This is a genomic window from Roseomonas genomospecies 6, from assembly GCF_008365375.1.
Classification (GTDB): domain Bacteria; phylum Pseudomonadota; class Alphaproteobacteria; order Azospirillales; family Azospirillaceae; genus Azospirillum.
In genome coordinates this window covers 181,356-203,857 of record NZ_QOKW01000004.1, presented here as the reverse complement: position 1 = coordinate 203,857, position 22,502 = coordinate 181,356, and the positions used below count along the sequence as shown (strand labels likewise).

At 68.7% G+C, this 22,502-nt stretch carries 22 protein-coding genes; 11 read left to right on the top strand and 11 right to left on the bottom strand.

Features of this window, described 5'->3' with window-relative positions:
• Positions 1 to 27 precede the first annotated feature (27 nt).
• From DS843_RS07525 to DS843_RS07515, 3 genes are all read left to right on the top strand, one after another.
• Entirely contained in the window at positions 28 to 1,233 is a 1,206-nt protein-coding gene (locus DS843_RS07525) for an acyl-CoA dehydrogenase (RefSeq protein ID WP_149468270.1), read from the top strand.
• Positions 1,234 to 1,436: 203 nt separating this feature from the next.
• Positions 1,437 to 2,639, top strand: coding sequence for a CaiB/BaiF CoA transferase family protein (locus tag DS843_RS07520; RefSeq protein ID WP_149468269.1), 1,203 nt, complete (start codon positions 1,437 to 1,439; stop codon positions 2,637 to 2,639).
• Between the two features lie 84 nt (positions 2,640 to 2,723).
• On the top strand, positions 2,724 to 3,650 hold the full coding sequence (locus DS843_RS07515; protein WP_149468268.1) for a DMT family transporter: 927 nt from the start codon (positions 2,724 to 2,726) through the stop codon (positions 3,648 to 3,650).
• Between the two features lie 9 nt (positions 3,651 to 3,659).
• On the opposite strand, the gene DS843_RS07510 is transcribed toward DS843_RS07515, so the two are convergent.
• The 3 genes from DS843_RS07510 to DS843_RS07500 are packed head-to-tail and all read right to left on the bottom strand — an operon-like array spanning position 3,660 to position 6,494.
• The gene (locus tag DS843_RS07510) at positions 3,660 to 4,040 is read right to left on the bottom strand and encodes a hypothetical protein (protein WP_149468267.1); all 381 of its coding nucleotides are present in this window, start codon (positions 4,038 to 4,040) and stop codon (positions 3,660 to 3,662) included.
• 31 nt (positions 4,041 to 4,071) lie between these two features.
• The gene (locus tag DS843_RS07505) at positions 4,072 to 5,388 is read right to left on the bottom strand and encodes a hypothetical protein (RefSeq protein ID WP_149468266.1); all 1,317 of its coding nucleotides are present in this window, start codon (positions 5,386 to 5,388) and stop codon (positions 4,072 to 4,074) included.
• Positions 5,389 to 5,390: 2 nt separating this feature from the next.
• The gene (locus tag DS843_RS07500) at positions 5,391 to 6,494 is read right to left on the bottom strand and encodes a hypothetical protein (RefSeq protein ID WP_149468265.1); all 1,104 of its coding nucleotides are present in this window, start codon (positions 6,492 to 6,494) and stop codon (positions 5,391 to 5,393) included.
• A gap of 177 nt (positions 6,495 to 6,671) precedes the next feature.
• On the opposite strand from DS843_RS07500, the gene DS843_RS07495 reads away from it, so the two are divergent.
• Positions 6,672 to 8,678: an AsmA family protein gene (locus DS843_RS07495; RefSeq protein ID WP_149468264.1), complete on the top strand. Its 2,007-nt coding sequence runs from the start codon at positions 6,672 to 6,674 to the stop codon at positions 8,676 to 8,678.
• Positions 8,679 to 8,726: 48 nt separating this feature from the next.
• Positions 8,727 to 10,508, top strand: coding sequence for an SLC13 family permease (locus tag DS843_RS07490; protein ID WP_149468263.1), 1,782 nt, complete (start codon positions 8,727 to 8,729; stop codon positions 10,506 to 10,508).
• A gap of 40 nt (positions 10,509 to 10,548) precedes the next feature.
• On the opposite strand, the gene DS843_RS07485 is transcribed toward DS843_RS07490, so the two are convergent.
• A complete protein-coding gene (locus DS843_RS07485) occupies positions 10,549 to 11,373 on the bottom strand; it encodes an aldo/keto reductase (RefSeq protein ID WP_149468262.1) in 825 nt (274 codons plus the stop codon).
• Here DS843_RS07485 and DS843_RS07480 point away from each other — a divergent pair.
• The 5 genes from DS843_RS07480 (at position 11,354) to DS843_RS07460 (ending at position 15,418) form a co-directional block, all read left to right on the top strand.
• The gene (locus DS843_RS07480) at positions 11,354 to 11,626 is read left to right on the top strand and encodes a hypothetical protein (protein ID WP_149468261.1); all 273 of its coding nucleotides are present in this window, start codon (positions 11,354 to 11,356) and stop codon (positions 11,624 to 11,626) included. The genes DS843_RS07485 and DS843_RS07480 overlap by 20 nt on opposite strands.
• 41 nt (positions 11,627 to 11,667) lie before the next feature.
• Positions 11,668 to 12,132 (top strand): MarR family winged helix-turn-helix transcriptional regulator, encoded by a 465-nt coding sequence (locus tag DS843_RS07475; RefSeq protein ID WP_149468260.1) that lies wholly within the window; start codon positions 11,668 to 11,670, stop codon positions 12,130 to 12,132.
• A gap of 90 nt (positions 12,133 to 12,222) precedes the next feature.
• Positions 12,223 to 13,128: an efflux RND transporter periplasmic adaptor subunit gene (locus DS843_RS07470; protein WP_149468259.1), complete on the top strand. Its 906-nt coding sequence runs from the start codon at positions 12,223 to 12,225 to the stop codon at positions 13,126 to 13,128.
• Positions 13,125 to 15,215, top strand: coding sequence for an FUSC family protein (locus DS843_RS07465; protein ID WP_149468258.1), 2,091 nt, complete (start codon positions 13,125 to 13,127; stop codon positions 15,213 to 15,215). The genes DS843_RS07470 and DS843_RS07465 overlap by 4 nt, the downstream gene beginning before the upstream one ends.
• Positions 15,212 to 15,418 (top strand): DUF1656 domain-containing protein, encoded by a 207-nt coding sequence (locus DS843_RS07460; protein WP_149468257.1) that lies wholly within the window; start codon positions 15,212 to 15,214, stop codon positions 15,416 to 15,418. The genes DS843_RS07465 and DS843_RS07460 overlap by 4 nt, the downstream gene beginning before the upstream one ends.
• Before the next feature lie 190 nt (positions 15,419 to 15,608).
• Here the strand turns inward: DS843_RS07460 and DS843_RS07455 are convergent, their stop codons facing one another.
• The 7 genes from DS843_RS07455 to DS843_RS07425 all read right to left on the bottom strand — a co-directional run bounded on the left by DS843_RS07455 (position 15,609) and on the right by DS843_RS07425 (position 21,942).
• Positions 15,609 to 16,019: a response regulator gene (locus DS843_RS07455; RefSeq protein ID WP_286191985.1), complete on the bottom strand. Its 411-nt coding sequence runs from the start codon at positions 16,017 to 16,019 to the stop codon at positions 15,609 to 15,611.
• Positions 15,997 to 18,015 (bottom strand): MASE3 domain-containing protein, encoded by a 2,019-nt coding sequence (locus DS843_RS07450; RefSeq protein ID WP_167525226.1) that lies wholly within the window; start codon positions 18,013 to 18,015, stop codon positions 15,997 to 15,999. Before DS843_RS07450 ends, DS843_RS07455 begins: the two co-directional genes overlap by 23 nt.
• A 240-nt stretch (positions 18,016 to 18,255) precedes the next feature.
• Positions 18,256 to 18,642, bottom strand: coding sequence for a ribbon-helix-helix domain-containing protein (locus DS843_RS07445; RefSeq protein WP_149468254.1), 387 nt, complete (start codon positions 18,640 to 18,642; stop codon positions 18,256 to 18,258).
• 104 nt (positions 18,643 to 18,746) lie between these two features.
• On the bottom strand, positions 18,747 to 19,457 hold the full coding sequence (locus DS843_RS07440; protein WP_149468253.1) for a Crp/Fnr family transcriptional regulator: 711 nt from the start codon (positions 19,455 to 19,457) through the stop codon (positions 18,747 to 18,749).
• A 57-nt stretch (positions 19,458 to 19,514) separates the two neighbouring features.
• The gene (locus tag DS843_RS07435; RefSeq protein ID WP_149468252.1) at positions 19,515 to 20,297 is read right to left on the bottom strand and encodes a TfuA-like protein; all 783 of its coding nucleotides are present in this window, start codon (positions 20,295 to 20,297) and stop codon (positions 19,515 to 19,517) included.
• 30 nt (positions 20,298 to 20,327) lie between these two features.
• Entirely contained in the window at positions 20,328 to 21,593 is a 1,266-nt protein-coding gene (locus DS843_RS07430) for a YcaO-like family protein (protein WP_149468251.1), read from the bottom strand.
• 154 nt (positions 21,594 to 21,747) lie between these two features.
• The gene (locus DS843_RS07425; protein ID WP_149468250.1) at positions 21,748 to 21,942 is read right to left on the bottom strand and encodes a hypothetical protein; all 195 of its coding nucleotides are present in this window, start codon (positions 21,940 to 21,942) and stop codon (positions 21,748 to 21,750) included.
• 228 nt (positions 21,943 to 22,170) lie between these two features.
• Between DS843_RS07425 and DS843_RS07420 the strand changes: the two genes are divergently transcribed.
• A complete protein-coding gene (locus tag DS843_RS07420; protein ID WP_149468249.1) occupies positions 22,171 to 22,479 on the top strand; it encodes a ribbon-helix-helix domain-containing protein in 309 nt (102 codons plus the stop codon).
• Positions 22,480 to 22,502: the final 23 nt, after the last annotated feature.

Genomic DNA, 22,502 nt, shown 5'->3' with positions numbered 1-22,502 from the left:
CGCATCGGACCTAGGGAGACAACGATTATGGCCGCCAAGACCGGAGCCGCCTCCGCCAAGCTCGCATCCTTCGCCTGGGAAGACCCTCTGCTTCTCGACGAGCAGTTGACCGAGGACGAGCGGATGATCCGCGACGCCGCGCGCGACTATTGCCAGGACAAGCTGCTGCCGCGCGTGACCGAGGCCAACCGGCACGAGATCTTCCACCGCGAGATCATGAACGAGATGGGCGAGCTGGGCTTCCTCGGCCCGACCATCGACGGCTACGGCTGCGCCGGGGTCAACTACGTCTCCTACGGTCTGGTCGCGCGCGAGGTGGAGCGGGTGGACAGCGGCTACCGCTCCGCCATGTCGGTGCAGTCCTCGCTGGTCATGCACCCGATCTACGCCTACGGAAGCGACGCCCAGCGCGAGAAGTTCCTGCCGAAGCTCGCCACCGGCGAGTGGGTCGGCTGCTTCGGCCTGACCGAGCCGGACGCCGGCTCCGACCCCGCGGGCATGAAGACCCGCGCGAAGAAGGTCGCGGACGGCTATATCCTCAGCGGCGCGAAGATGTGGATCACCAATTCCCCGATCGCCGACGTCTTCGTCGTCTGGGCGAAGAACGACGAGGGGAAGATCAACGGCTTCGTGCTTGAGAAGGGCATGAAGGGCCTGTCGGCGCCGAAGATCGAGGGCAAGTTCTCGCTCCGCGCGTCGGCCACCGGCGAGATCGTCATGGACGAGGTCTTCGTGCCGGAGGAGAACCGCCTGCCGAACATCGAGGGCATCGTCGGCCCGTTCGGCTGCCTGAACCGCGCCCGCTACGGCATCGCCTGGGGCGCCATGGGTGCCGCGGAGTTCTGCTTCCATGCCGCCCGCCAGTACCAGATCGACCGCAAGCAGTTCGGGCGCCCGCTGGCCGCGAACCAGATCCCGCAGCTCAAGCTCGCCAACATGCAGACGGAGATCGCGCTGGGCCTCCAGGCCGCGTTGCAGGTCGGCCGCCTGCTCGACGAGGGCAAGGCCGCGCCGGAGATGATCTCGCTCATCAAGCGCAACAACTGCGGCAAGGCTCTGGAGATCGCCCGAGTCGCCCGTGACATGCACGGCGGCAACGGCATCGCCGACGAGTTCCACGTCATCCGCCATGTGATGAACCTGGAGGCCGTGAACACCTACGAGGGCACGCACGACATCCATGCCCTGATCCTGGGCCGGGCCATCACCGGCATCCAGGCGTTCAGCGCGTAACGTCGCAAGAGAGTAGGGGGTTCACCACAAAGACACAAAGGCACAAAGAACTTCACAAAGGGGCGCCGGCACTCCAGCCGGTCGCCCAAGGAGAGATCACCTCTTTGTAAAATTCTTTGTGTCCTTCGTGTCTTCGTGGTGAAAACCCCCTCAACCGTTTCTGCGCTTCTGTCGGCAGTTTCGTCGAAAAGGATGTGTCCACCATGCCCGGCCCGCTTTCCCATGTCCGTGTCCTGGAACTCTCCCGCGTGCTCGCCGGGCCGTGGGCGGCGCAGACGCTGGCCGATCTCGGCGCGGACGTCATCAAGGTCGAACGGCCCGGCGCCGGGGACGACACGCGCGCCTGGGGGCCTCCCTGGGCCGGGGAGGAGTCGGCCTATTTCCTCTCCACCAACCGGGGCAAGCGGTCGATCACCATCGACTTCGAGCGTCCGGAAGGCCAGGAGTTGGTGCGCAAGCTGGCCGCCCAGGCCGATGTCGTGATCGAGAACTTCAAGGTCGGCGGTCTGGTCAAGTACGGGCTGGACTATGACAGCCTGAAGGCGATCAATCCGGGGCTGGTCTACTGCTCGATCACCGGATTCGGGCAGGACGGCCCCTACGCCAAGCGCGCCGGCTACGACTTCATGATCCAGGGCATGGGCGGGCTGATGAGCATCACCGGCCAGCCGGACGCCGAGGCGGGCGGCGGGCCGGTCAAGGTCGGCGTGGCGGTCACCGACGTCTTCACCGGCCTCTACGCCACCATCGGCGTGCTCGGCGCGCTGGCCCACCGCGACCGGACGGGGGAGGGGCAGTGGGTGAACCTCGCCCTGCTCGACGTGCAGGTGGCGGTGCTGGCGAACCAGGCGATGAATTATCTGGTCGGCGGCAAGGCGCCGCAGCGGCTTGGCAACGCGCACCCGAACATCGTGCCCTACCAAGCCTTCGCCACGCTGGACGGCCACATCATCCTCGCGGTCGGCAACGACGGGCAGTTCGCCAAGTTCTGTCAGGTCGCCGGACGTCCGGAGCTGGCGCAGGACCCGCGCTACGCCACCAACCCGGCCCGCGTCGCCAACCGCAAGGAGCTGGTGCCGATCCTGGAACTGCTTCTGGAGCAGCGCAGCAGCCGCGACTGGCTGTCGGCGCTGGAGGCGGTGGGCGTGCCCTGCGGGCCGATCAACGACGTGTCGCAGGTCTTCGCCGACCCCCACGTCCAGGCCCGCAACATCCACCAGGATTTGCCGCACCCCAGCGCCGGGACCGTTCCGACGGTGGCGAGCCCGATCCGTTATTCCGCGACCCCCATCGAACATACGGTCGCTCCGCCGACGCTCGGCCAGCACACCGACGCCGTCCTGGAGGAAAATCTCGGCCTATGCGCCGCAGACATCGCGGCCCTGCGGGAGAAGGGCGTGGTCTGAACCGCGCGTTCCCGTCATCTTGCCGCCCCTCTCCCATCCCTCCTTCCGCGCTTTGTGGGGGAGGGATTTTTTGCGTGAACCGAGATGACCCCCGTCACCACCCCGTCCTCCTCCGCCACCGACACCCGCTTGGGCATCCTGCTGATGCTGCTGGGCATGTCGCTGTTCACCGTCAACGACGCGCTCGGCAAATGGCTGGTCGCCGACTATCCGGTGGCGATGCTGCTGGCGATCCGCAGCCTGTTCGGCGCGGTGCTGCTGGCCCCGCTGATCCTGCGCGAGGGGGTGCGGTCGGTCTTCGCGGTGAAGCGGCTGCCGTTGCATCTTCTGCGCGTCGGCTGCGTGGCGGGGGAGGTCGCCTGCTTCTATTGGGCGGTGCGGTCGCTTCCGCTCGCCAACGTCATGACCATCTACATGGCCGCGCCGCTGATCGTCACCGCCCTGTCGGTGCCGCTGCTGGGCGAGAAGGTGGGCTGGCGCCGCTGGGCCGCGGTGGTCGTGGGCTTCGCGGGGGTCGTGATCGTCCTGAACCCGACGGGCCAGTTCGACGCGGTGCCGTCGCTGGTCGCCCTGTTCGGCACGCTGGTCTTCTCCACCGGCCTGATCTCCACCCGGCTTCTGCGCGATTCCAGCAACCTGTCGCTGGTCAGCTTCCAGACCTTCGGCACGGGCCTGCTGGGCGGAGCGGCGCTGCCGCTGGTGTGGGTGCCGCCGCCGGGACTGGATTTCCTGCTGCTGGGCGCGCTGGGCGTCACGGCGCTGGCCGGGCACGCGGCGATGAACCGCTCGCTCCAGCTCAGCCCGGCGGCGGTGGTCGTGCCGTTCCAGTATGTGTCGATCATCTGGGCGGTGGTGCTGGACCTGCTGGTCTGGGGCACGGCGCCGACCCTGCGCATCATCGTGGGCGCGCTGCTCATCATCGGCAGCGGCCTGTTCGTCTTCCATCGTGAGCAGGCGCTGAACCGCGGCGCGGCGGCGGAGGCCAACGCCAGCGGCGGCCCCGGCGCCTAGAAGGGGCGCTTAGATCGGAAAGAAGCGCGGCTCCAGGCGGATGGAGAGCGGCTCGACCGTCTTCCAGCCGAGGCGGGCGATCGCCGCGTTCGACTCCACCGCCTTGCGCCGCGGCTCCAGCGACCATGTGACGTGGTAGGTCCCGCCGCCGGGCCGGTCGGTCGTTCCGGCGATGGCGACGACGAGCGTCTGCACGCCCTCTCCATCGTCGGTCAGCCCGACGACGGTTCCCTCCCGCTCCGTGGGCAGCGGGTGGTTTCCCCCGACGCCGAAGGCCAGCGTGACGTGGTGTGCGACGGTGCGGGCGTAGCGGGGGGGGAACAGCGCCAGCAGACGGGCGCGCTCCGCCTCCGGCAGCGCCCAGCCGACGTAACCTGTGGGGTAGCCCATGCGGTCTCTCTGCGGTCTCTGCCGGGGCCGCTCAGCGGCGGGCGTCTCTCAGGATATCGTCCATGATCTGGTTGGCCTCCGCCGGACCGGCAATCAGTTCGATCATGCGGATGGCGGTGTAACCCGTCCGCGCGTCGCCGACGCCGTCGGCCAGGGATTGCCGCGCCGTGCCGGTCAGGGACGCCGTGGTCTGCTGCGTCACGCTCTTCAACTCGCCGCGCAGGCCCAGCGTATCGGCGATGGTCGAGCATTTGCGCAGGGCACGGGCCTGATTCTCCGCCTGCACCATCTGGTCGGTGCCGGTGCCGGTGCCGGGGGCAAGCGTTTCCACCGCGGACAGGATTTCCGTCTCCGCCCCGTCGAGCACCTGCGTGCGCACCAGCTCGTGCACGGAGTCCCGGATGGTCTTCAGCCGTTGGTCGAAGTCCTTGTTCCGGCTGTACTCCATGGCGTTGCGGGTGGCTTCCAGGCTGGCCACCAGATCGACCGCGAGGGTCGCCGCGGCCATGCGGTCCACCGTGCTGCCGGCCGTGGCGGAGACTCCGCGCGACCGCTCCTCGATCTGCGCGACCACCGTGCCGCTGAGATCCAGGAACAGGGCGGCGCGCTCGCTGGACTTCTGGCCCAGATCCATGTCCCACAGGCTGCCCAGAAGGATCGACGGGTCGGTCAGGCGGGCCGCCGCCAGCAGGATGAACAGCTTCAGCGACTCCGGACGGGAGCGCGCGACCTGCCGCCCGATGGTCTGGATGCCCTCCAGATGGTCCTTGTGAAGCTTCTGGATCGGCTTGGGCGACAGGATGGACTTCAGATCGGCCACCGGCTGGGCGATGGTCAGGATGCGGGCGATGTCCTCGATGGTGCGGATTCGGTCGGGGTTCAGCCGCAGGCCGAGATCGTCCACGAAGCGGCCCGCCTCCGCCTGCTCCAGGATGCCGGACACGGCGGCGGAGGCCATGTTCCAGAAGGCGCGGGCCTGCTCCGCCTGCTGGGCGCCATCGGCCATCGCCCCGGCGACGCTGCGCAGCCGGTCCTTGCCGATCTGGCCTTCCACCAGCGGCCACAGGGAGTTGACGACCCCGCGGTCCACCTTGTTCAGCGGTGCCGGCTGGTTGCCCGCGGGAAGCTGGAACAGGTCCTCGAAGGGTTCGCAGAAGAGCCGCTTGAAGGTCGGGCGCCGCTTGGGCCGCACCTCCGCCAGACGCGGGCGGATCAGGGAGAAGGTGTGCTGCACCTCCGGATGGTCGCCGATCTGCTGCAACAGATCGACCACCTGCCGGAAGCGGCCCTCGTCGATGTCCAGCAGCTTCGTGCCGAGGCTGAGAAGGGCCTGGGGGTCGGTGGTCATGGTCAGGCCGCCTTCCCTTTGATCGCTTCGATCCGCATGACGAGATCCATGTCGAGCTGGCCGCTGCGCCAGTCCACATAGGCCCGCACGGTGCGGCGGTTCGCGGCCAGAAGCCGGTCGGCCAGCAGCGCGTGGTCGGACTTCTCCTCGTCCTTGGGCAGCAGGGGCAGGACGCGGAACAGCTCGTGCACGGCCATGTCCTGCTCCTGCTTGCTGCGGGTCTGGGCCTCCGCCCAGCTCGTGATGATGAAGTCCCAGCCGTCGAGCAGCCAGGACAGCCGGGTGGTGGACCGCCGCACCAGCGCGCGCTTGACGTCCCACTGGCGCAGCAGCACCTCGAAGGCGGCGACGGCCTGGTCGAGCTGGTTCACCACGTTGCGGACCTGGTTGAGCGTATGCTCCGCCACCTCCGCGCAGAAGGTGCCGATGGGGGCGGCCTCCGACACGTTGCCGGCGGCCCATTCGGTCATGCTGTCGCGGAACTGCAGCAGGTCGCGCGCCAGACGGCGCAGCCGCGCCGGCTTGGGCGAAGTGGCGATGCCCACCGGCTCCATGAAGGTCGCCAGCTCGGCCACCCGCGTGTACAGCTCCGTCGGCTCTAGGGCGAGGCTCTGCGCCGCCTTGGTCATGTAGCTGCGGGTCAACTGCTCGCCCTTCTCGGAGCCGAGACCGGCGCGCAGGATGTCCGACGACTCCAGCCCGACCGCCTTCAGCACCTCGACGATGAGCTGGTAGTTGATGAGAAGCCGTTGCTCGTCCTCGTCGCGCAGGGCGGCCTCCGCCGCTTCCACGGCCAGCGGCCCGGCGAGGCCGCAGCGCGCCGCCTGGAGCACCGCCTTGCGGATGTCGTCCGGCGAGCAGCCGTCCCCGCGGCGGATCAGGTCCTGCAACATACGGTCGTGGACCGTCATGGGAAAGGCGAGCGGCAGGCCCTTCCACGGCACCACATAGACGCCGTGCCCCTCCGACAGGTTGGGGATCAGAACCTCCAGATGCTCCCGGTCGTCCTTGCGCACCCGTGTCTGAGCCAGCACCGGAGTGGTGAAGGCGACGGCGGCGCCACGCTCCTCGAAGGTGGAGGGAGCAAAATTAGTTAGTGAACGCATGGTTCTCGGGGCGGGAAAGGAAGTGGAGGATTGCGCGATACCATCTGTAGCATGATCCGCTCAATTTTTCGTTAAATCCACACTAGATCGCTCCGCCTCTGCCCTTTGGGGGTAGTGCGTCACGTCACCGGCCCTTTGCCCGTTAATCTGGCAGGTCAGGAAGGGGAGGCGCGGCGGATGGCCGTGATGAAATGGATCGGCTACGGGCTGCTGGGACTGGTGGTGACCGTCGCGGCGGGCATCGGCATCGCGCTGGCCGTCTTCGATTGGAACGACGCCCGCGGCTTCATCGCCCGGCAGGCGTCCAAGGCGCTGAACCGTGAGGTCGCCATCGACGGCGGTCTCAACGTCCGGTTGGGCAACCCGCTGCGCATCCATGTCGAGGGGCTGAGGATCGCCAACGCGGAGTGGAGCGACGAGAAGACGATGGCGGAACTGAAGGCGCTGGATCTCCAGCTTCGCCTCTGGCCGCTGCTGCGCGGTGACTTCGAGTTCCCGGAAATCCGCCTGTCCGGCCCCAAGCTGCTTCTGGAAAAGAACCGGGAGGGTGCCGCCAACTGGGATTTCGGCGGGCCGGACCCGCGCAAGGAGGCCGCGAAGGAGACGGTGAAGCCCGAGGATCGTGGCGACGTGCCCATCATCGAAACGCTGCTGGTCGAGGAGGGGCGCGTCCGGTACCGCGACCCCGGCCAGAAGATCGACATCGACAGCGGCATCAACACCGCCGTCGGCGGCAACGGGGAGCAGGAGGTCCGGCTCGACGGCAAGGGCGACTTCGCCGGAAAGCCCTTCACCCTGACGGCGGCGGGCGGCTCGCTGGAATATCTGCGCGACGATCCCAAGCCCTACCCGCTGCGGGTGGAGACCGCCATCGGCAAGACTCGCGGCAAGATCGAGGGCTCCATCGCCGAACCGGTGAAGCTCCAGGGTGTGGACCTGTCGGTGGAGCTTCGTGGCGACGATCTGGCCGACGTCTTCCCGATCCTGGGCATCCCCGTGCCGACGACGCGGCCCTACGCGATCTCCGGGCATCTGGGGCGGGACGGCGAGGTCTGGCGGTTCGACGGGCTGAACGGCAAGGTGGGGGAAAGCGACCTGTCCGGTCGGGTGGCGGTGGATCTGGGCGGCGAGCGCCCGCGGATCACCGGGGATCTCACCTCGCGGAAGCTGGCGGCGGTGGATCTGGCGGGCTTCATCGGCGCCTCCCCGGAAGGGCGGGGCGACTACCCGACCAAGGGGCGGGAGCGGATCATCCCGGCCACCGAGATTCCGCTGGAAAAGCTGCGCACCGCCGACATGGACGTGAAGTTCCGCGGGGAGCATGTGGAGGCGCCCTTCTCCACGCTGGACGATCTGGACGCGCGGGCGAAGCTGGAGAACGGACGTCTGGTGCTGGACCCGCTGTCGCTCGGCGTCGGCGGCGGGCGGGTGGCCGGAACGGTGGCGCTGGACGGCGGACGCAAGACCCCGGCGCTGGACGTGAACCTGGACGTCCGGCAGGTGCGGCTCGCCCGCCTGTTCCGCGAGACGCCCTTCGCAAAGGAGATGGGCGGGACGGCGAGCGGGCGCATCCAACTGAAGGGGCAGGGGACCACGGTCGCCAACATCCTGGCCTCCGCCGACGGCAAGGTGGGGATCGCGGTGGACGGCGGGCGGATCACCAGCCTCGCGGTCAAGGGGCTGAAGACCAACATCCTGGAGACGCTGGGGGTGGTTCTGTCCGGCGACCAGCCCTTGCCCTTCAACTGTCTGGTCGCCGACCTGACGGTGAAGGACGGTGTGATGGAAAGCCGCGCGCTGGTGCTCGACACGCCGGAAACGCTGGTGACGGCGGAGGGCGGCATCAACCTGCGCAACGAGGCGATGAACCTGACCGTGCTGGGGCGGGCCAAGAAGCCGCAGGTCTTCGCCACCCATGTTCCGGTCCATGTGCGCGGCACGCTGGGCGAGCCGGACATCGGGGTCGACGCGACGGAGTCGGCGGCGCGCGGTGCGGCGGCGGTCGCTCTGGGCGTCCTGCTGACTCCGCTGGCCAGCGTTCTACCTTTTCTTGACCCTGGCAGTGATGAACAGCCACATTGTGGGGAACTCGTCAGGAACGCCCGTTCCCCGTCGAACTCCAACACCGGCTCCGGCGGGTCCGGCAAGGGGCGCGACGCGGCGCCATCGGGCAAATCCCAGTAACCACGGGCCAATCCGACAACGGACCAACCATCCCCGCAAAAGGGCTGCATGACGCTCGACCAGGGACTCGCCTTCGGCATCATCGGCGCAGTGATCGCGCTGCTGATCTGGGACAAGCTGCGCTACGACCTCGTCGCCATGCTGGCGCTGCTGGCGGCGGTGGCCGTCGGGATCGTCAAGCCAAAGGACGCTTTCAGCGGCTTTTCCGACGACATCGTCATCATCGTCGGCTCCGCGCTGGTGGTCAGCGCCGCGGTCGGACGCTCCGGAATCATCGAGGAGGCGATGCGCCCCCTCAGCGCCCGCATGAAGACCGTGCCGGCGCAGATCATCGTGCTGACCGGCGCGGTAACCCTGCTGTCCGCGGTGGTCAAGAACATCGGCGCGCTCGCCATCTTCATGCCCATCGCCATGCAGGTGGCGCGGCGCAACGGGACGAAGGTGTCGTCGCTGCTGATGCCCATGGCCTTCGGCTCGCTTCTGGGCGGGCTGATGACGCTGGTCGGCACCTCCCCCAACATCATCGTCAGCCGCCTGCGCAGCGAGATGGTGGGCGAACCTTTCGGCATGTTCGACTTCACGCCGGTGGGTCTGATCATCGCGGTGGCGGGGGTGGCCTTCCTGGCGGTCGGCTACCGCCTGCTGCCCAGCGGGCGCCCGGCGGCCTCGGGCGGGGCCGGGGGCTTCTCCATCGACGACTACACGGCGGAGGCGCTCCTGCCGGAGAAGTCCCCCTTCGTCGGCAAGACGGTCGCCGATCTGGAAGCCTACGGCGAGGGCGACGTGACGGTCGCGGCGATCGTCCGCGGGCGGCACCGCCGCCACATTCCGTCCGGCCATTGGGTGCTGCTGGCGGGCGACGTTCTGGTGCTGGAGGCCGACACCCAGGCGTTGAGCGACCTCGTGAAGCACGCCGGTCTGGCGCTGATGCACGAGAAGAAGCTGGAGGGGGTGGAGAGCGACGAGGATCTGTCGGTCCTCGAAGCGGTGGTGGAACCGCGCTCCCCCCTGATCGGCAACAACGTGGAGGATATGGAACTGCGGGAGCGCTACGGCGCCAACCTGCTGGCGCTCAGCCGGCGCGGGCGGCCCATCCGCCAGAGGCTGCGCCGCGTGCGCTTCCAGCCGGGCGATCTGGTGGTGCTCCAGGCGCGGGCGGCGGGGCTGTCGGACACGCTGAACGAACTCGGCTGCCTGCCGCTGGCGGAGCGCAACCTGTCCATCGGGCGGCGGCGCAAGCGGCGGATGGCGCTGGCCGTCATGACGGTGACCATCGCCCTGGTGGCGACCAGCCTCGTGCCGGTGGCTCTGGCCTTCTTCGGGGCCGCGGTGGCGATGACGGCGCTGCGCGTCGTGACCTTGAAGGAGGCCTACGATTCGATCGAATGGCCGATCCTGGTGCTTCTGGGCGCCTTGATCCCGGTCAGCGAGGCGCTGCGCACCACCGGCGGGACGGAACTGATCGCCGGCTGGCTGTCCATCGCCGCCCAAGGATTGCCGCCCGTCGGGGCGTTGGCCCTGATGCTGGTGGCGGCGATGGCCGTGACGCCCTTCCTGAACAACGCGGCCACCGTGCTGGTCATGGCGCCCATCGCGGCCAGCCTCGCCAACCATCTGGGCTTGAGGCCCGACGCCTTCCTGATGGCGGTGGCCGTGGGGGCGGGGTGCGACTTCCTCACCCCCATCGGGCACCAGTGCAACACGCTGGTCATGGGGCCGGGCGGCTACCGCTTCAGCGACTACGCGCGCCTGGGCCTGCCGCTGTCGCTGATCGTCATCGTGCTGGGCACGACGGCCATCGCGCTGTTCTGGCCCCTGATGCCGCATTAGAAGCCCTCTCCCGCCCCGGGAGAGGGAAAGAAACGCTCCCTCAGTCCCAGACGGGCGCCAAGCCGTCCGGGCTGACGATCCGGCCGTCGGGACGGGCGAGGCCATGGATGGCCGCCATGTCCGCCTCCGACAGCGCGAAGTCGAAGATGGCGAGATTCTCGGCGGCGCGCTTTTCGCCGACCGTCTTCGACAGGGCGATCACCCCCTCCTGCTGCACCAGCCAGCGCAGAACCACCTGGGCCACGCTCTTGCCCGTCCGGGCGGCGATGTCGGTCAGCACCGGGTCCTTGAAGACCTTCCCGTCGGCCATGGCGTAGTAGGCGGTGATGGATTGGCCGTGGGTGCGCGCCGCCTCCAGCATCACCGACTGGTCCAGATAGGGGTGGTATTCGATCTGGTTGGTCACGATGGGCGCCTTGCTGAGCCGGACGGACTCGTCCAGCAGCGTCCGGTTGAAGTTGCTGACGCCGATGTGGCGGGTCTTGCCGGCGGCCTGGACGGCGTTCAGCGCCCCGATCTGCTCGGCGAGCGGAACGGCCTCGTTCGGCCAGTGGAGCAGCAGCAGGTCCACATAGTCGGTCCGCAGCCGCGCCAGGCTTTCGTCCACCGAGCGGCTGAAATCCTCCGCCTTGTAGTTGTTGACCCAGACCTTGGTGGTCAGGAAGACCTCGCCGCGCGGCAGGCCGGATGCCTTGATGGCCGCGCCGACCTCGCTCTCGTTGCCGTAGATCTGGGCGGTGTCGATGTGGCGGAAGCCGAGCTTCAGCACCTCCGGCACCATGCGGAGCACGTCGGGGCCGCTCATGCGGAAGGTGCCGAAGCCCAGGGCGGGGATGGAGGCGCCGTTGGCGGTGACGCTGTGCATTGGTTTCGATCCTCTCGATTGCGGAGTTCTTCTCGGTGTTTCAGGCGGGCTGGGCGACGGCGGCGCCGCGCCGCTGAGCGGCGTCAGCGACAGCCCATCCAGCACGAACAGCCCACCCACCCACGGCGTTGCCGGCAGGCCGAGCGCGCTGTCCACCACCCGCCCGCCATGTTGCCGCCTCGGCGACGGTCCGGTGGACCGCGAAGAGAGCCAAGCCTGCGCGCATGCCTGCAATGACCGAGCGGCGAAGTAGGGCATCTTGCCGGAATTCGATAGCAAGGCTATTAAATAGGCATGCAATCGAATGACCCATCCGCGCCCGCCCCGGACTTTCCGTCCAACTTCGGCATCCACCTGTTCCGCGCCGCCCATCTGTGGCGGCGGGAGGCGAACAAGGTGCTGGCGGAGAGCGGTTTTTCCTCCTCCGTCATCACGCCGCTGATGCTTCTGAACGAACTCGGCGATGGGATGCGCCAGCGCGAGCTGGCCGATGAGATGGGGGTGGAGGGGCCGTCGCTGGTCCGGCTGCTTGACAGCCTGGAGGCCGCGAAGCTGGTGGAGCGCCGGGAGGCCCCCGACGACCGGCGGGCAAAAACGCTGCATCTGACGGACGGGGGCCGCGACCTGCTGGCCCGCGTGAACGCCGCGCTGAACGACGTGCGCCGCCGCCTGCTTCACGGCGCTTCCGGTCCGGAGATCGCGGGCGCGGTGCGCGTCATGGCGGCGATCGAGTCGAACGCCCGAGCCATGAAGGGCTGACGGCGGTTCTACACAGCAGCGCGTCCCGCAGCGGCGGGATACGGAATCATCGCTCCCGGCCGAGCCGCCGGGGCGCAAGGACGAACCACGGTGAAACTCTTCTCCCTCCTGATTCGGGTCACGGTCACGCTGGCCGTCACGCTCGGCGCTGCCGGCGGCGGCTGGTGGCTGTGGGATTACTACATGAACGAGCCCTGGACCCGCGACGGGCGGGTGCGGGCCGACGTGGTGCAGGTGTCCCCCGACGTGGACGGTCTGGTGACGGAGGTGCGGGTTCACGACAACCAGGCGGTCCGCAAGGGCGACGTCCTGTTCGTCGTGGACCCCAGCCGCTACCGGCTGGCCGTCGATCAGGCCGAGGCCAACCTGGAAAGCGCCCACGCCGAACTGTCCTTCCGCAAGGCGGAGGCCGACCGCTACGCGCAGCTCGGCAACAACGTCGTCTCCACCGCCCAGCGGCAGGAGGTCGCCTCCGCCCAGGCGAAGGCCGCCGCCGCCGCCCGCCAGATGGAGGCCGCGCTCGACCTCGCCCGCTTCAACCTGGAGCGGACGGAGGTGCGGGCGACGGTGGACGGCTTCGTCACCAACCTCCAGCTCAAGGCCGGCAATTACGTGACGGCGGGCCAGCCGGTGGTCGCGGTGATCGACCGCCATTCCTTCTACGTCGTCGGCTATTTCGAAGAGACCAAGCTGCCGCGCATCCGCGTCGGCGATCCGGTCCGCGTCACCATCATGGGCGAGCCGGAGCGGCTGGCGGGCCGGGTCGACAGCGTGACCCACGCCATCGTGGACCGCGACCGCACCGAAGGCACCGGCCTGCTGCCCAACGTCAACCCGACCTTCAACTGGGTCCGCCTGGCCCAGCGCATTCCCGTACGCGTCGTGCTGGACGAGGTGCCGGACCCCTGCGACCTCGTCGCCGGGCGCACCGTGACGGTGGAGGTGGTGCGGGAGACGGAGCAGGGAGCGCCCGCGAAGCGGGTGGCCGAGCAATGAAGATGCCCGCCCTGAAACCGGTTTCGCTAAGCGAGGCGCTGTTCTCGGTCAAGGCCTTCGCGGCGGCCATGGCAGCGCTCCACATCGCCTTCTCCATGGGGCTGCCGCGGCCCTTCTGGGCGATGGCGACCGCCTACATCGTCTCCGGCCCGCTGTCGGGCGCGGTGCGGTCGAAGGCGGTCTTCCGCGTCGCCGGGACCGCGCTGGGCTGCGCCGGGGCCATCGCCCTGGTGCCGGCGCTGGCCGACTCGCCGGAGTTGCTGACGCTGGCGCTGGGGCTGTGGGTGGCGGTCTGCCTGTTCATCTCGCTGCTCGACCGCACGCCGCGCAGCTACACCTTCATGCTGGCCGGCTACACGATCGGGCTGATCGGCTTTCCGGCGGTGACCGACCCCTCGACCATCTTCGACACCGGTCTGGCCCGCGTCGGGGAAATCCTGATCGGCATCCTCTGCGCCACGGTGGTGCACAGCGTGGTCTTCCCGCAGAGCGTCGGGCCGGCCCTGCTGAGCCGTCTGGACGCCACGCTGCGCGACGCGGAGCGCTGGACGCGGGAGGCGCTGTCCGAGCAGGCAGCGCCGGAAGGAATGGCGCCGGAAGGAATGGCGAACGCGCAGGAACGTCAGAAGCTCGCCCGCGACATCACCGAACTGCGCGTCATGGCGACTCATCTCCCCTACGACACGTCCGACGTGCGCTGGATGACGCGGGCGGTTCGGGCGATCCAGGACCGCATGGCCTATCTCCTGCCGCTGGTGGCGGGCATCGAGGACCGGCTGGACGCCCTGCGCGGCCAACTGCCCACCGAAGTCTCCGCCCTGCTGGCCGATCTGGACCGCTGGGTGTCCGGCGAATCCGTTGCGGGCGATGACGCGGAGGGTGGCGCCGACCGGCTGCGTGCGGAGATCGCCCGGCTGTCCCCGGCCATCGGCGAGGGCACCGGCTGGAAGGAGGCGACGCTTCTCAACCTGCTGACCCGGCTGCGGTCCCTGGTGGACATCCACCAGGACTGCCGCGACCTGCGGGCGCGCATCCGCGACGGCAAGAGCAGCCTGCCGGAGCGTCTGGACCCGCTGACCCGCCGCCGCTCGCGCGATGTCTTCCATCTGGACGCCGGCATAGCGCTGTGGTCGGGCTTCGCGGCGCTGCTGGGAATCGCGGCGGTCTGCGCCTTCTGGATCGGCACGGGATGGTCGTCGGGATCGGCGGCGGCGATGATGACGGCGGTCTTCTGCTGCTTCTTCGCCTCGCTGGACGATCCCGTACCCGGCATCCGGCTGTTCCTGGTCTTCACCCTGCTGTCGGTGCCGCTGGCCGCCTTCTACCTGCTGGTCGTTCTGCCGTCCTTCGACAGTTTCCCCATGCTGGTGCTGGGCCTCGCCCCGACCTTCCTGGCGCTGGGCGTCTTCGTGGCGCGTCCGGCGACCATGGGCAAGGCGATGGCCCTGCTGATGGGCGTGGTCGGCTCGCTCAGCCTGCTCGACCTCGGGACGGGAGACTTCGCCTCCTTCCTGAACAGCACCGTCGCGCAGGTGGTGGGAATTGCCACGGCGCTGCTGGTGACGCGGCTTTGCCGCTCCGTCGGTGCGGCCTGGAGCGCCCGGCGCCTGCTCCGCGCCGGCTGGAGCGAAATCGCGGCGATGACCGCCGCCCGCTCCGGCATTCCGGTGGGGAGTTTCGAAAGTCGGATGCTGGACCGGGTGGGGCTGCTGTCGTCCCGTCTGGCTCTGGCCGGACCGCAGCAGGATCTGGCCGCCGCGGACGCGGTGAACGACCTGCGCGTCGGGCTGAACGTGGCGGAGCTGCAACGCGCCCGCCGTGCGCTGGGCGGCCCGGCGGCCCCCCATATGGCGCGGCTCCTGGGGGCGGTGGGGCAGCATTTCCGCGGCCTGTCGAGCCGCCGCCCGGGCACGCCCCCGGCGGAGGTCCTGCCGATGATGGACGCCGCCCTGTCCAACCTGTCCGCCGAACCCCATTCGGCGGAGCGCGACCGGGCGGTGATCGCGCTGGCCGGCCTGCGCCGCGCGCTGTTCCCGCACCTGACCTTCGCCGCACCCGAATCCCCCTGCGAACCGGTGACCGCGTGATCGGCGAGATCGACATCTACGGGCTGTTCTTCCCCCCGCTGCTCATCCTGGCCATCGTGGCCTGGGCCGTGTCGGCCCTGCTGCGGCGCGGCCTGCGCGCGGTGGGGTTCTACGGCTGGGTCTGGCACCCGCCGCTGTTCGATCTGGCGCTGTATGTGCTGGTGTTGAGCGCGCTGACGGCCCTGACCGCGTGGTTGCGCTAGACCTCAGAAGCGGGACCTTGGAAACGGGACCTTGGGAAGGCGGGCCGGGGCGCTTGTTGTTGTGGATTTCCCTCCCACGCCCCGAACCACCCGTTCCTCATCCAAACCTTCGGGTAAACCCTAGGGCAAACCCGAAGGTTTAGACACGTATCGATTACCGGTGATATAACAGCTTGTCAAGCGAAGGGCTTCAGCCCGCCACATTGTCATCCGAGGCATCGCCATCCGCGGCGGACAGCAGGCGGGCCACGGCCTTGCGCAGTTCCTCGTTCAGGAAGGGCTTGTAGAGCACCGCGTCCGCGGCGAACATCTCGGCCATCTTCAGGGCGTAGCCCGCGGGCAGGTTCGGCGCCCCGCCGGACATGGCGAGCACCTGCGCGTCGGGATTGCGGGTGCGGGCGGTCTTGATGACCTCCACCCCGTCGGCCTCGGGCATCAGCACGTCGGTGACGATCAGGTCGAAGCTCTCGCCGGCTTCCAGCAGAGCGATGGCGACCCGGCCGTTCTCCGCCTCCACGACCTCGTGGCCGGCTTCCTCGATCACCTCCGTCACCGCCAGACGGACGGCGGCCGAATCTTCAACGACCAGCACCTTCGCCATGAACCAGCTTCCCATGTGTCGTTAGGCCCTGTCCGCCGGACGGGGCGGTGGGCAGGTCGATGATGAAAGACGTTCCACGCCCGGGGACGCTTTCGACCAGGATGTCGCCGCCCCCGTTCCGTACGATACCATAGACGACCGAAAGCCCAAGCCCTGTCCCTTTGCCGACCGGCTTGGTGGTGAAAAAGGGGTCGAAGACGCGCTGGCGCGTCGCCTCGTCCATTCCCGTGCCGGTGTCGGCCACGGTCAGCCGCACATAATCGCCTTCGCCGAGCTGTCGGCGTGAGGCGTCGCGCTCCTTCAGGGTGAGCGAGCTTGCGGAAATGGTCAGGGTGCCCCCCTGCGGCATGGCATCGCGGGCGTTCTGGATCAGATTCAGAAGCACCTGGGTCAGCTCGGTCGCGGTGATCGTCACGTCATCCAGGGCGGAGTCCAGCCGCGTGCGCATCTCGATCGTCCCCGGCATCGAGGGGGCGGCGAGTTCCAGGGCCGAATGCACCGCTTCCTCCAGGTTGCCCGGCGGCGACTCGGCCACCTCGACGCGGGCGAATTGAAGGACGTCGCGCATGATGGTCCGGGCCTTCACGCCGCTGTCGTGGATGGCGTTCAGGTAGGCGTTCAACTTGCGGTCCTCCCCGGCGCGGTTGCGCGCCAGATCGGACAGGCTGATGACCGGTTGCAGCAGGTTGTTGATCTCGTGGGCCAGCCCGCCGACGAGGCTTCCCAGGGCGGCCATGGTCTGTTTCTGCCGCGCCGCCTCCGCCGATTGGCGTCGCGCGCTGATGTCGCTGGTGGTGCCGCGGTAGCCGAGGAAATTGCCCTTCCCGTCGTAGCGCGGCATGCCGCTGACCATCACCCAGCGCGCCGCACCGCCCGGCGAGGCCAGCGGAAAGGACAGGCGGCGGAAGGGCTCCCGCCGGTGCAGGGCCTCCGCCAGCGCCGGGAAGTCCTCCTCCGGGCGGTTGCGGTCCAAGAGGTCGGCGTGGGTGAAGCCCAGCAGCTCCGCCCCGCCGCGCCCGGTCGATTCCTGCGCCCGCGGCGACAGGGCGGTGAAGCGCCCGCGCTCGTCCGTTTCCCAGAACCAGTCGTTGGAGCATTCCAGAAGCGCCTTCCAGCGCGCCTCGCTCTCGCGCAGTTCGCCGGTGCGCGTGGCGATCATCGACTCCAGCCCGCTCAGATGGTCGCGGAGCGCCTCCTCGCTCCGGCGCATCCGGTAGAAGGCCAGATCGTAGGGGTTCTGCAGGGCGGTGACGATGATCGCCCGATACAGCAGATAGAAGGACAGGATCTTGATGAAATGGCCCAGCGCGTTCAGCAGCCCGTGCGGGTCGGTGTAGAGCGTGAAGATCAACTCCTGCGGGGCCAGCAGGGCGATGCCGGCGAAGGTCAGCCCGAACACCCCCGGCTCGAACTGCCGGCGCTTGCGCCACAACAGCAGGCAGGCGAGCACCGCCGCCGCGCTGAAGGTGTATTCGGCGCCGATCTTGAAGGGCGTCAGCCCGATGCCCGGAACGAAACAGTCCGGCATGATGCCGAAGGTGAAGATCGACAGCAGGGCGCAGGCCACGGCGGCGGCCTGGATCAGCAGCACGTCGCCGGTGCGCAGCCGCGTCTCGGTCAGCAGCGGCGCGGCCAGGAAGACCGCGGCCTGGAGCCCGCGGGCGGCGATCCACAACTGAGTGGACAGGTTGGGATCGCCCGGCCCGATGACGTTCATTCCGGGAAAGGCGATGGCGTGCACCAGATCCAGCAGCGCCATGCCCGGCATGGACAGGCCGACGAAGGCCAGGAAGGGCGACTGGTTCGTGCCGCGCGTGTTCCAGGCGATCACGAAGACCGTCATGGAAACGGCCACGGCGAACAGCTCCACCGACAGGTGGAACAGCAGGTAATTGTGGTGCATCACGGTGCCCAGCACCGCCATGAAGGCCAGCAGGGCGGCAAGGCCGGACAGGAAGGAACGGTCCCGCAGCCAGCGGGGCAGGGGCAGGCTCACGGCGGTATCCCGCTCATGGATCGGTCGGCTCCGCGGTGGACGGGATAGGGCGGCCCACGGATGGCCCGGTCGACCGGTCATGCAACGCCGCCGACCCGATCAACACACGAAATCCCGTCCCGGTGCAAGCCGGACGTGATGCGTTTCAACCGGTTGCGGGTGTTCCCCTCGGGAGGCGGACGAAAACCGCCCTGCTTCCGAAAAATGCGTGCGCGCTGTGCCGGATGCCGGTCGGAGGGGTCATCCTTCCTTGGCGGGCTGGGCCGGGGGCAGGTCGAAGGGGGTGCTGACGAAGGGGTCGCCGCGGCCATGGCCGGCGCGGTCGTGGCCCTTTTCGGTCGCCGCCTTGCGGTAATAGCCGACGATGAAGACGCGGACCGCGTTGGCCAGCGAGACGGCAAATCCGCGCGACCGGCGGGACTGCGAATCGAGACGGTCCTTCAGGTCGCTGCACAACTCGTCCACCGTCAGGTCTTCCCGGTGGCAGATATCGTCCAGCGCTTCCCAGTAGGACGGCTCAAGCCGAAGTTGCGTCGGACGCCCGAACAGCTTGACCGTGCGCGCCACCAACGGGATCACGCTCAGCGGCGATGGCGCGTTGGGCGCCTGTGAATCCTGTCCCGACATAACCCTGTATTCCTTGACTGTCAGCCTGTTTTTAACCCCGGGGCTAATATAACTCGATTGAAAAAATTTGCGACGATAAAACTCGGCGGACGTGCCGGGTAGCCTTACGGCACGTCGCCCGACTCTCCCGCCATATCCCTCAGCATGTATAGATTGGTGGCGACAATAAAACCTTTGTTATAGGTAATAGCTCCGGAATTGCGCAATGCACGCAGGCTTTTGTTCACCATCTCTCGGGTAACGCCCAGCATCGCGGCCAGGGCTTCCTGGGACACGGGCTGGTTGATCCGGAGACCGGCGGGCGTCTTCTGCCCGTATGTGTCCGCCAGCAGCAGGATACGCCGGGCCAACCGGCGCGGCACGTCGTGGAAAACCGCATCCTCGATGTTCTCCGATACCCAGCGCAGCCGTTCGCACAGAACGCCCATCATCCGGATGCACAGGGACGGGTGGCGCTCCAGGAACGCGATGAATTCCGGCCGGTCGATGCGGAACAGTTCGGACGGGCGCAGCGCGGCGGCGCCGGCGGTGCGCTCCTTCCCGTCGATGAGCGCGATCTCCCCCAGCACATCCCCCGGGTTCAGGATGTTGAGCAGCATCGTCTTGCCGTCCTCGGAGGAGGTGGAGACGGCGATCTGCCCCGTCATGATGGCGTACAGGCAATCGCCGGGATCGCCCTTGCTGAAGACGGTCTGGTTCTCCTGGAAGCGCGACACCCGGCCCAGCGACACGAGTTCCTGCATGCGGGCGTCGTCCAGAACGCCCAGCATCCGGTTGCGCCGTAGAATGTCGGCGACGTCCTTCGGCAAGGCCATGGCCGTTCGCGGTCCCGATTGCGTGCCGTCCGGCCCTTGATGGCACCCGGCGGACGATCAGTCCAGCGGAAATCCCGCCTGCGGGTGCGGCGCGGGGCAGGCGGCGGCATCGCGCAGGGCGCGGTCCCACAGGACGGTGTGCTCGAAATGGAACCGCGCCTTTAGTGCCCGCGACCCGGCGGCGGCCCAGCGGCGCATGGTCCGGAGCAGTTCCAGCGCGTCGTCCCGCTTCTGGTCGAAGCGTCCGGTGGGCAGCCAATGGCGGACATCGGCCAGTTCCTCCTCGGGAACCCCTTCCGCGGCGGCCAGACGGAGCAGCCGGCCATAGCCGCGCTCCCGGTAGGGCAGCGCCTTTGCGATGGCTTCCAGCCGCTGCGCCGTGGCGGCGGGGACGACGCCCTCCTGCGCGGCGTCGGCCAGGGTGCGGCGGATGTTCACCATGGCTTCGGACAGGCTGGGATAGCCCAGTTCCGCCGGGCCATGGATCACCGCGACCTCGTCATCGTCCTCCAGCCGCCCGTCGCGGAAGGCTTCGAAGACGGCACCCACGCCGATCATGCCGAAGGGGTGCAGTTCCGCGGCGCGCAGCGCCCCCATGCTGGACGCTCCGAACACCGCGACGCCCTGGCGGATGGCGTGCAGGATCTCCTTGTGCCAGACCGAGGGGACGCTCTCGAAGAAGCCGTCCACGATGCCGATGGCCCGCGGCCTGCGCTCGCACAGCCGGATGATGTCGCCCTGGGCGACCGGCGGCAAATAGGCGGCGTCCAGCAGCCGGGCCGCGTCGGCGCGGGGCAGGGTGGGGCCGAGGAAGACGTAAAGGCCGTCCGTCGTCTGCATGGGAATCTTCGCCTTCGCTCTCTCTCAATATTATGGGACGCTGGCCACGGCCCGCGCCCGCGCGCCCATCAAATAGTCCGGGGAGGAGTCCAGCCCTTCAAGGCCCGGGATGACCATGCGCACCACGGGGATGGCGAACTCCGGCTTGGTCAGGTCCACCGCCACGGCCTCCTCGATGCCGGCGGCGCGCAGCCGGTCGAGCTGGGCGGCCAGATCCTCCTCGATGGTGTGGCCGGCGAGGCTGGGAACGGCGGCGAAGTCGCGGCGCCCGGTCCCTTCGACGATCAGCGCCTTCCAGCGCGCGTGCTGCGCGGGGTCGAGGTGGCGTTCGTACTCGGAGCGGGGCATGTCGTCGCGCGCCCCGGCGATGAAGGTCAGCCGGCTCTGCGCCGCCTCGGTCAGGGCGCGGGACAGCGCGATTTCCGGCGCGGCGTGGCAGCCCATGCCCATGGCCGGACGGACGGAGTGCTGTGGCGCGTCCTCCCGCGTCGCGATCCGGCAAAGGAAGGCCGGCAGGCCGATGTCGCTGGTGATGTCCCACAGCCCCACGTCCACCCCGGCTGCGGCGAACCGTTCCAGCAGAGACCGGCAGACCGGATCGGCGACGGTGGCGGGGTCGAGGCGGGTCTCCTGCCGGGCCTCCGGGGATTTCAGGCGCCACAGGGTGGCGGCGTCGCGCTCGACCAGTTCGGTCATCGCGTGGGCTGTCGCCTCGGTCAGGCTGTTGCCGGAGGCCAGCCCGTTCGACCCGGCGAGGAAGCATCCGGACCCCGGCGGCATCGGCAGTGTGAAGTTCAGGTGCACCGTCTCGAAGGGCACCCATTTCCGTCCGCCGCCCAGCAGGTCGTCGCCCTCGATCCACAGAAGCGGGGCGTGGGGGGTGAAGGCGCTGGTGGACAGGCGCGGCAGGCGGGCCACGTCCACCACGCTGTGGGTCCAGCGAAGCTCGTCATAGCTGGCGTATTTCAGCGGCAGGGTGATGCGTTCGGCGTGATGGCTCTCGATCGACTCCATGATGCCCGACGCCTTGGCGGCGGCCAGCGTCACGCCTTTGCCCTGGGAGACGGAGATGGAGCGGGCGTTCGGGCGGGTCACCATCACGACCGGAATGCCGACGCTGTCCAAACCCGTGACGTTCGCCACGCGCGTGATGCCCATCACGGGAAGGAAGGGGGCGACGCGGGCCAGCGTCTGTTCCGGCGCGGCGATCCGGTGGGTGCCGGTGGTGTGGACCTTCGGGACCTGATCGGCCATGGCCGGCTTTCGGGCAATGCCGCGGATGTCGTCGAAGGGCATGGGGACGGTCTCCGCTGTGGGATGCCCGCGCTGTGGCTCGGAAGGATAAACCGTGACGGAAGGCGGGGCGGGCGGGACCGTGGCGGGCCGGTCAGGGAAAACGCCGGCTGCCACGGCCCGAAGGCGGACCCGAAAGGCAGGCTTGCCCCGCCGGTCAGAGGCCCGGAGTGATCGCGTGGCGGGCGGCCTCGTGGTCGTCGCCGTTGAAGGAGCGGCGGTCGCCGATGCGGGCGGGGGTGGTCAGGGCGGCGGCCTGCTCGGCAACCTCGGTCACGCCCTGGGCGGAGACGGCGAAGAGGCGGCCGTCGGCACCACGGATGAGAGCGGTCTGGTCGATGATGGCGGTCATGGGAACGGCTCCTGGCCTGGGGTTTCGGTAAACCGCGAATACTGCGGTATGTCGAAACCATGGCCGGGATGGCCCGTCCGGACTGTGAAGAACTTCACATGCCGGGCACCCCGCGCCCGGGTAAAGATCGCTTACACGCGCACACACGCATGTTCAGTCCCGGAAAAATCCGGCGACCCGGGAAAAATCTGAAGGCGAGAATCGCCACGCCGAGACAGGAGCGTACCGATGAAGTTGGACCGCCGCATTCCCCGCAGCCTCGACGAGATGGCCGATCTGAGCACGCTCGCCGCCCCGCCCGCCGTGGTGACGCGCTCTCTGACGGTCGGGGGCCGCCGCGCCAGCCTGCGGCTCGAGGCGACGATCTGGGACGGGCTGAAGGACATCGCCAAGCGCCAGGGCAAGTCGCTGGAGACGCTGTGCGCCGACATCCACGACACCCGGACGGAGGGCATCCCCTTCGCCACCAGCGTGCGGGTCTATGTTCTCAACCATTTCCGCGGCACCGCCGACGGTTGCACCAGCTTGGTGGCCTGACGCCGTCCGCCTGACGACCCGTG

What these genes read in the sequence shown, in the direction of transcription:
- DS843_RS07505 (WP_149468266.1), bottom strand. Translation starts at nt 5,388, where the DNA reads ATGACCACCGACCCCCAGGCCCTTCTCAGCCTCGGCACGAAGCTGCTG.
- DS843_RS07500 (WP_149468265.1), bottom strand. Translation starts at nt 6,494, where the DNA reads ATGCGTTCACTAACTAATTTTGCTCCCTCCACCTTCGAGGAGCGTGGC.
- DS843_RS07520 (WP_149468269.1), top strand. Translation starts at nt 1,437, where the DNA reads ATGCCCGGCCCGCTTTCCCATGTCCGTGTCCTGGAACTCTCCCGCGTG.
- DS843_RS07465 (WP_149468258.1), top strand. Translation starts at nt 13,125, where the DNA reads ATGAAGATGCCCGCCCTGAAACCGGTTTCGCTAAGCGAGGCGCTGTTC.
- DS843_RS07490 (WP_149468263.1), top strand. Translation starts at nt 8,727, where the DNA reads ATGACGCTCGACCAGGGACTCGCCTTCGGCATCATCGGCGCAGTGATC.
- DS843_RS07435 (WP_149468252.1), bottom strand. Translation starts at nt 20,297, where the DNA reads ATGCAGACGACGGACGGCCTTTACGTCTTCCTCGGCCCCACCCTGCCC.
- DS843_RS07440 (WP_149468253.1), bottom strand. Translation starts at nt 19,457, where the DNA reads ATGGCCTTGCCGAAGGACGTCGCCGACATTCTACGGCGCAACCGGATG.
- DS843_RS07515 (WP_149468268.1), top strand. Translation starts at nt 2,724, where the DNA reads ATGACCCCCGTCACCACCCCGTCCTCCTCCGCCACCGACACCCGCTTG.
- DS843_RS07510 (WP_149468267.1), bottom strand. Translation starts at nt 4,040, where the DNA reads ATGGGCTACCCCACAGGTTACGTCGGCTGGGCGCTGCCGGAGGCGGAG.
- DS843_RS07475 (WP_149468260.1), top strand. Translation starts at nt 11,668, where the DNA reads ATGCAATCGAATGACCCATCCGCGCCCGCCCCGGACTTTCCGTCCAAC.
- DS843_RS07430 (WP_149468251.1), bottom strand. Translation starts at nt 21,593, where the DNA reads ATGCCCTTCGACGACATCCGCGGCATTGCCCGAAAGCCGGCCATGGCC.
- DS843_RS07485 (WP_149468262.1), bottom strand. Translation starts at nt 11,373, where the DNA reads ATGCACAGCGTCACCGCCAACGGCGCCTCCATCCCCGCCCTGGGCTTC.
- DS843_RS07455 (WP_286191985.1), bottom strand. Translation starts at nt 16,019, where the DNA reads ATGGCGAAGGTGCTGGTCGTTGAAGATTCGGCCGCCGTCCGTCTGGCG.
- DS843_RS07495 (WP_149468264.1), top strand. Translation starts at nt 6,672, where the DNA reads ATGGCCGTGATGAAATGGATCGGCTACGGGCTGCTGGGACTGGTGGTG.
- DS843_RS07420 (WP_149468249.1), top strand. Translation starts at nt 22,171, where the DNA reads ATGAAGTTGGACCGCCGCATTCCCCGCAGCCTCGACGAGATGGCCGAT.
- DS843_RS07525 (WP_149468270.1), top strand. Translation starts at nt 28, where the DNA reads ATGGCCGCCAAGACCGGAGCCGCCTCCGCCAAGCTCGCATCCTTCGCC.
- DS843_RS07425 (WP_149468250.1), bottom strand. Translation starts at nt 21,942, where the DNA reads ATGACCGCCATCATCGACCAGACCGCTCTCATCCGTGGTGCCGACGGC.
- DS843_RS07445 (WP_149468254.1), bottom strand. Translation starts at nt 18,642, where the DNA reads ATGTCGGGACAGGATTCACAGGCGCCCAACGCGCCATCGCCGCTGAGC.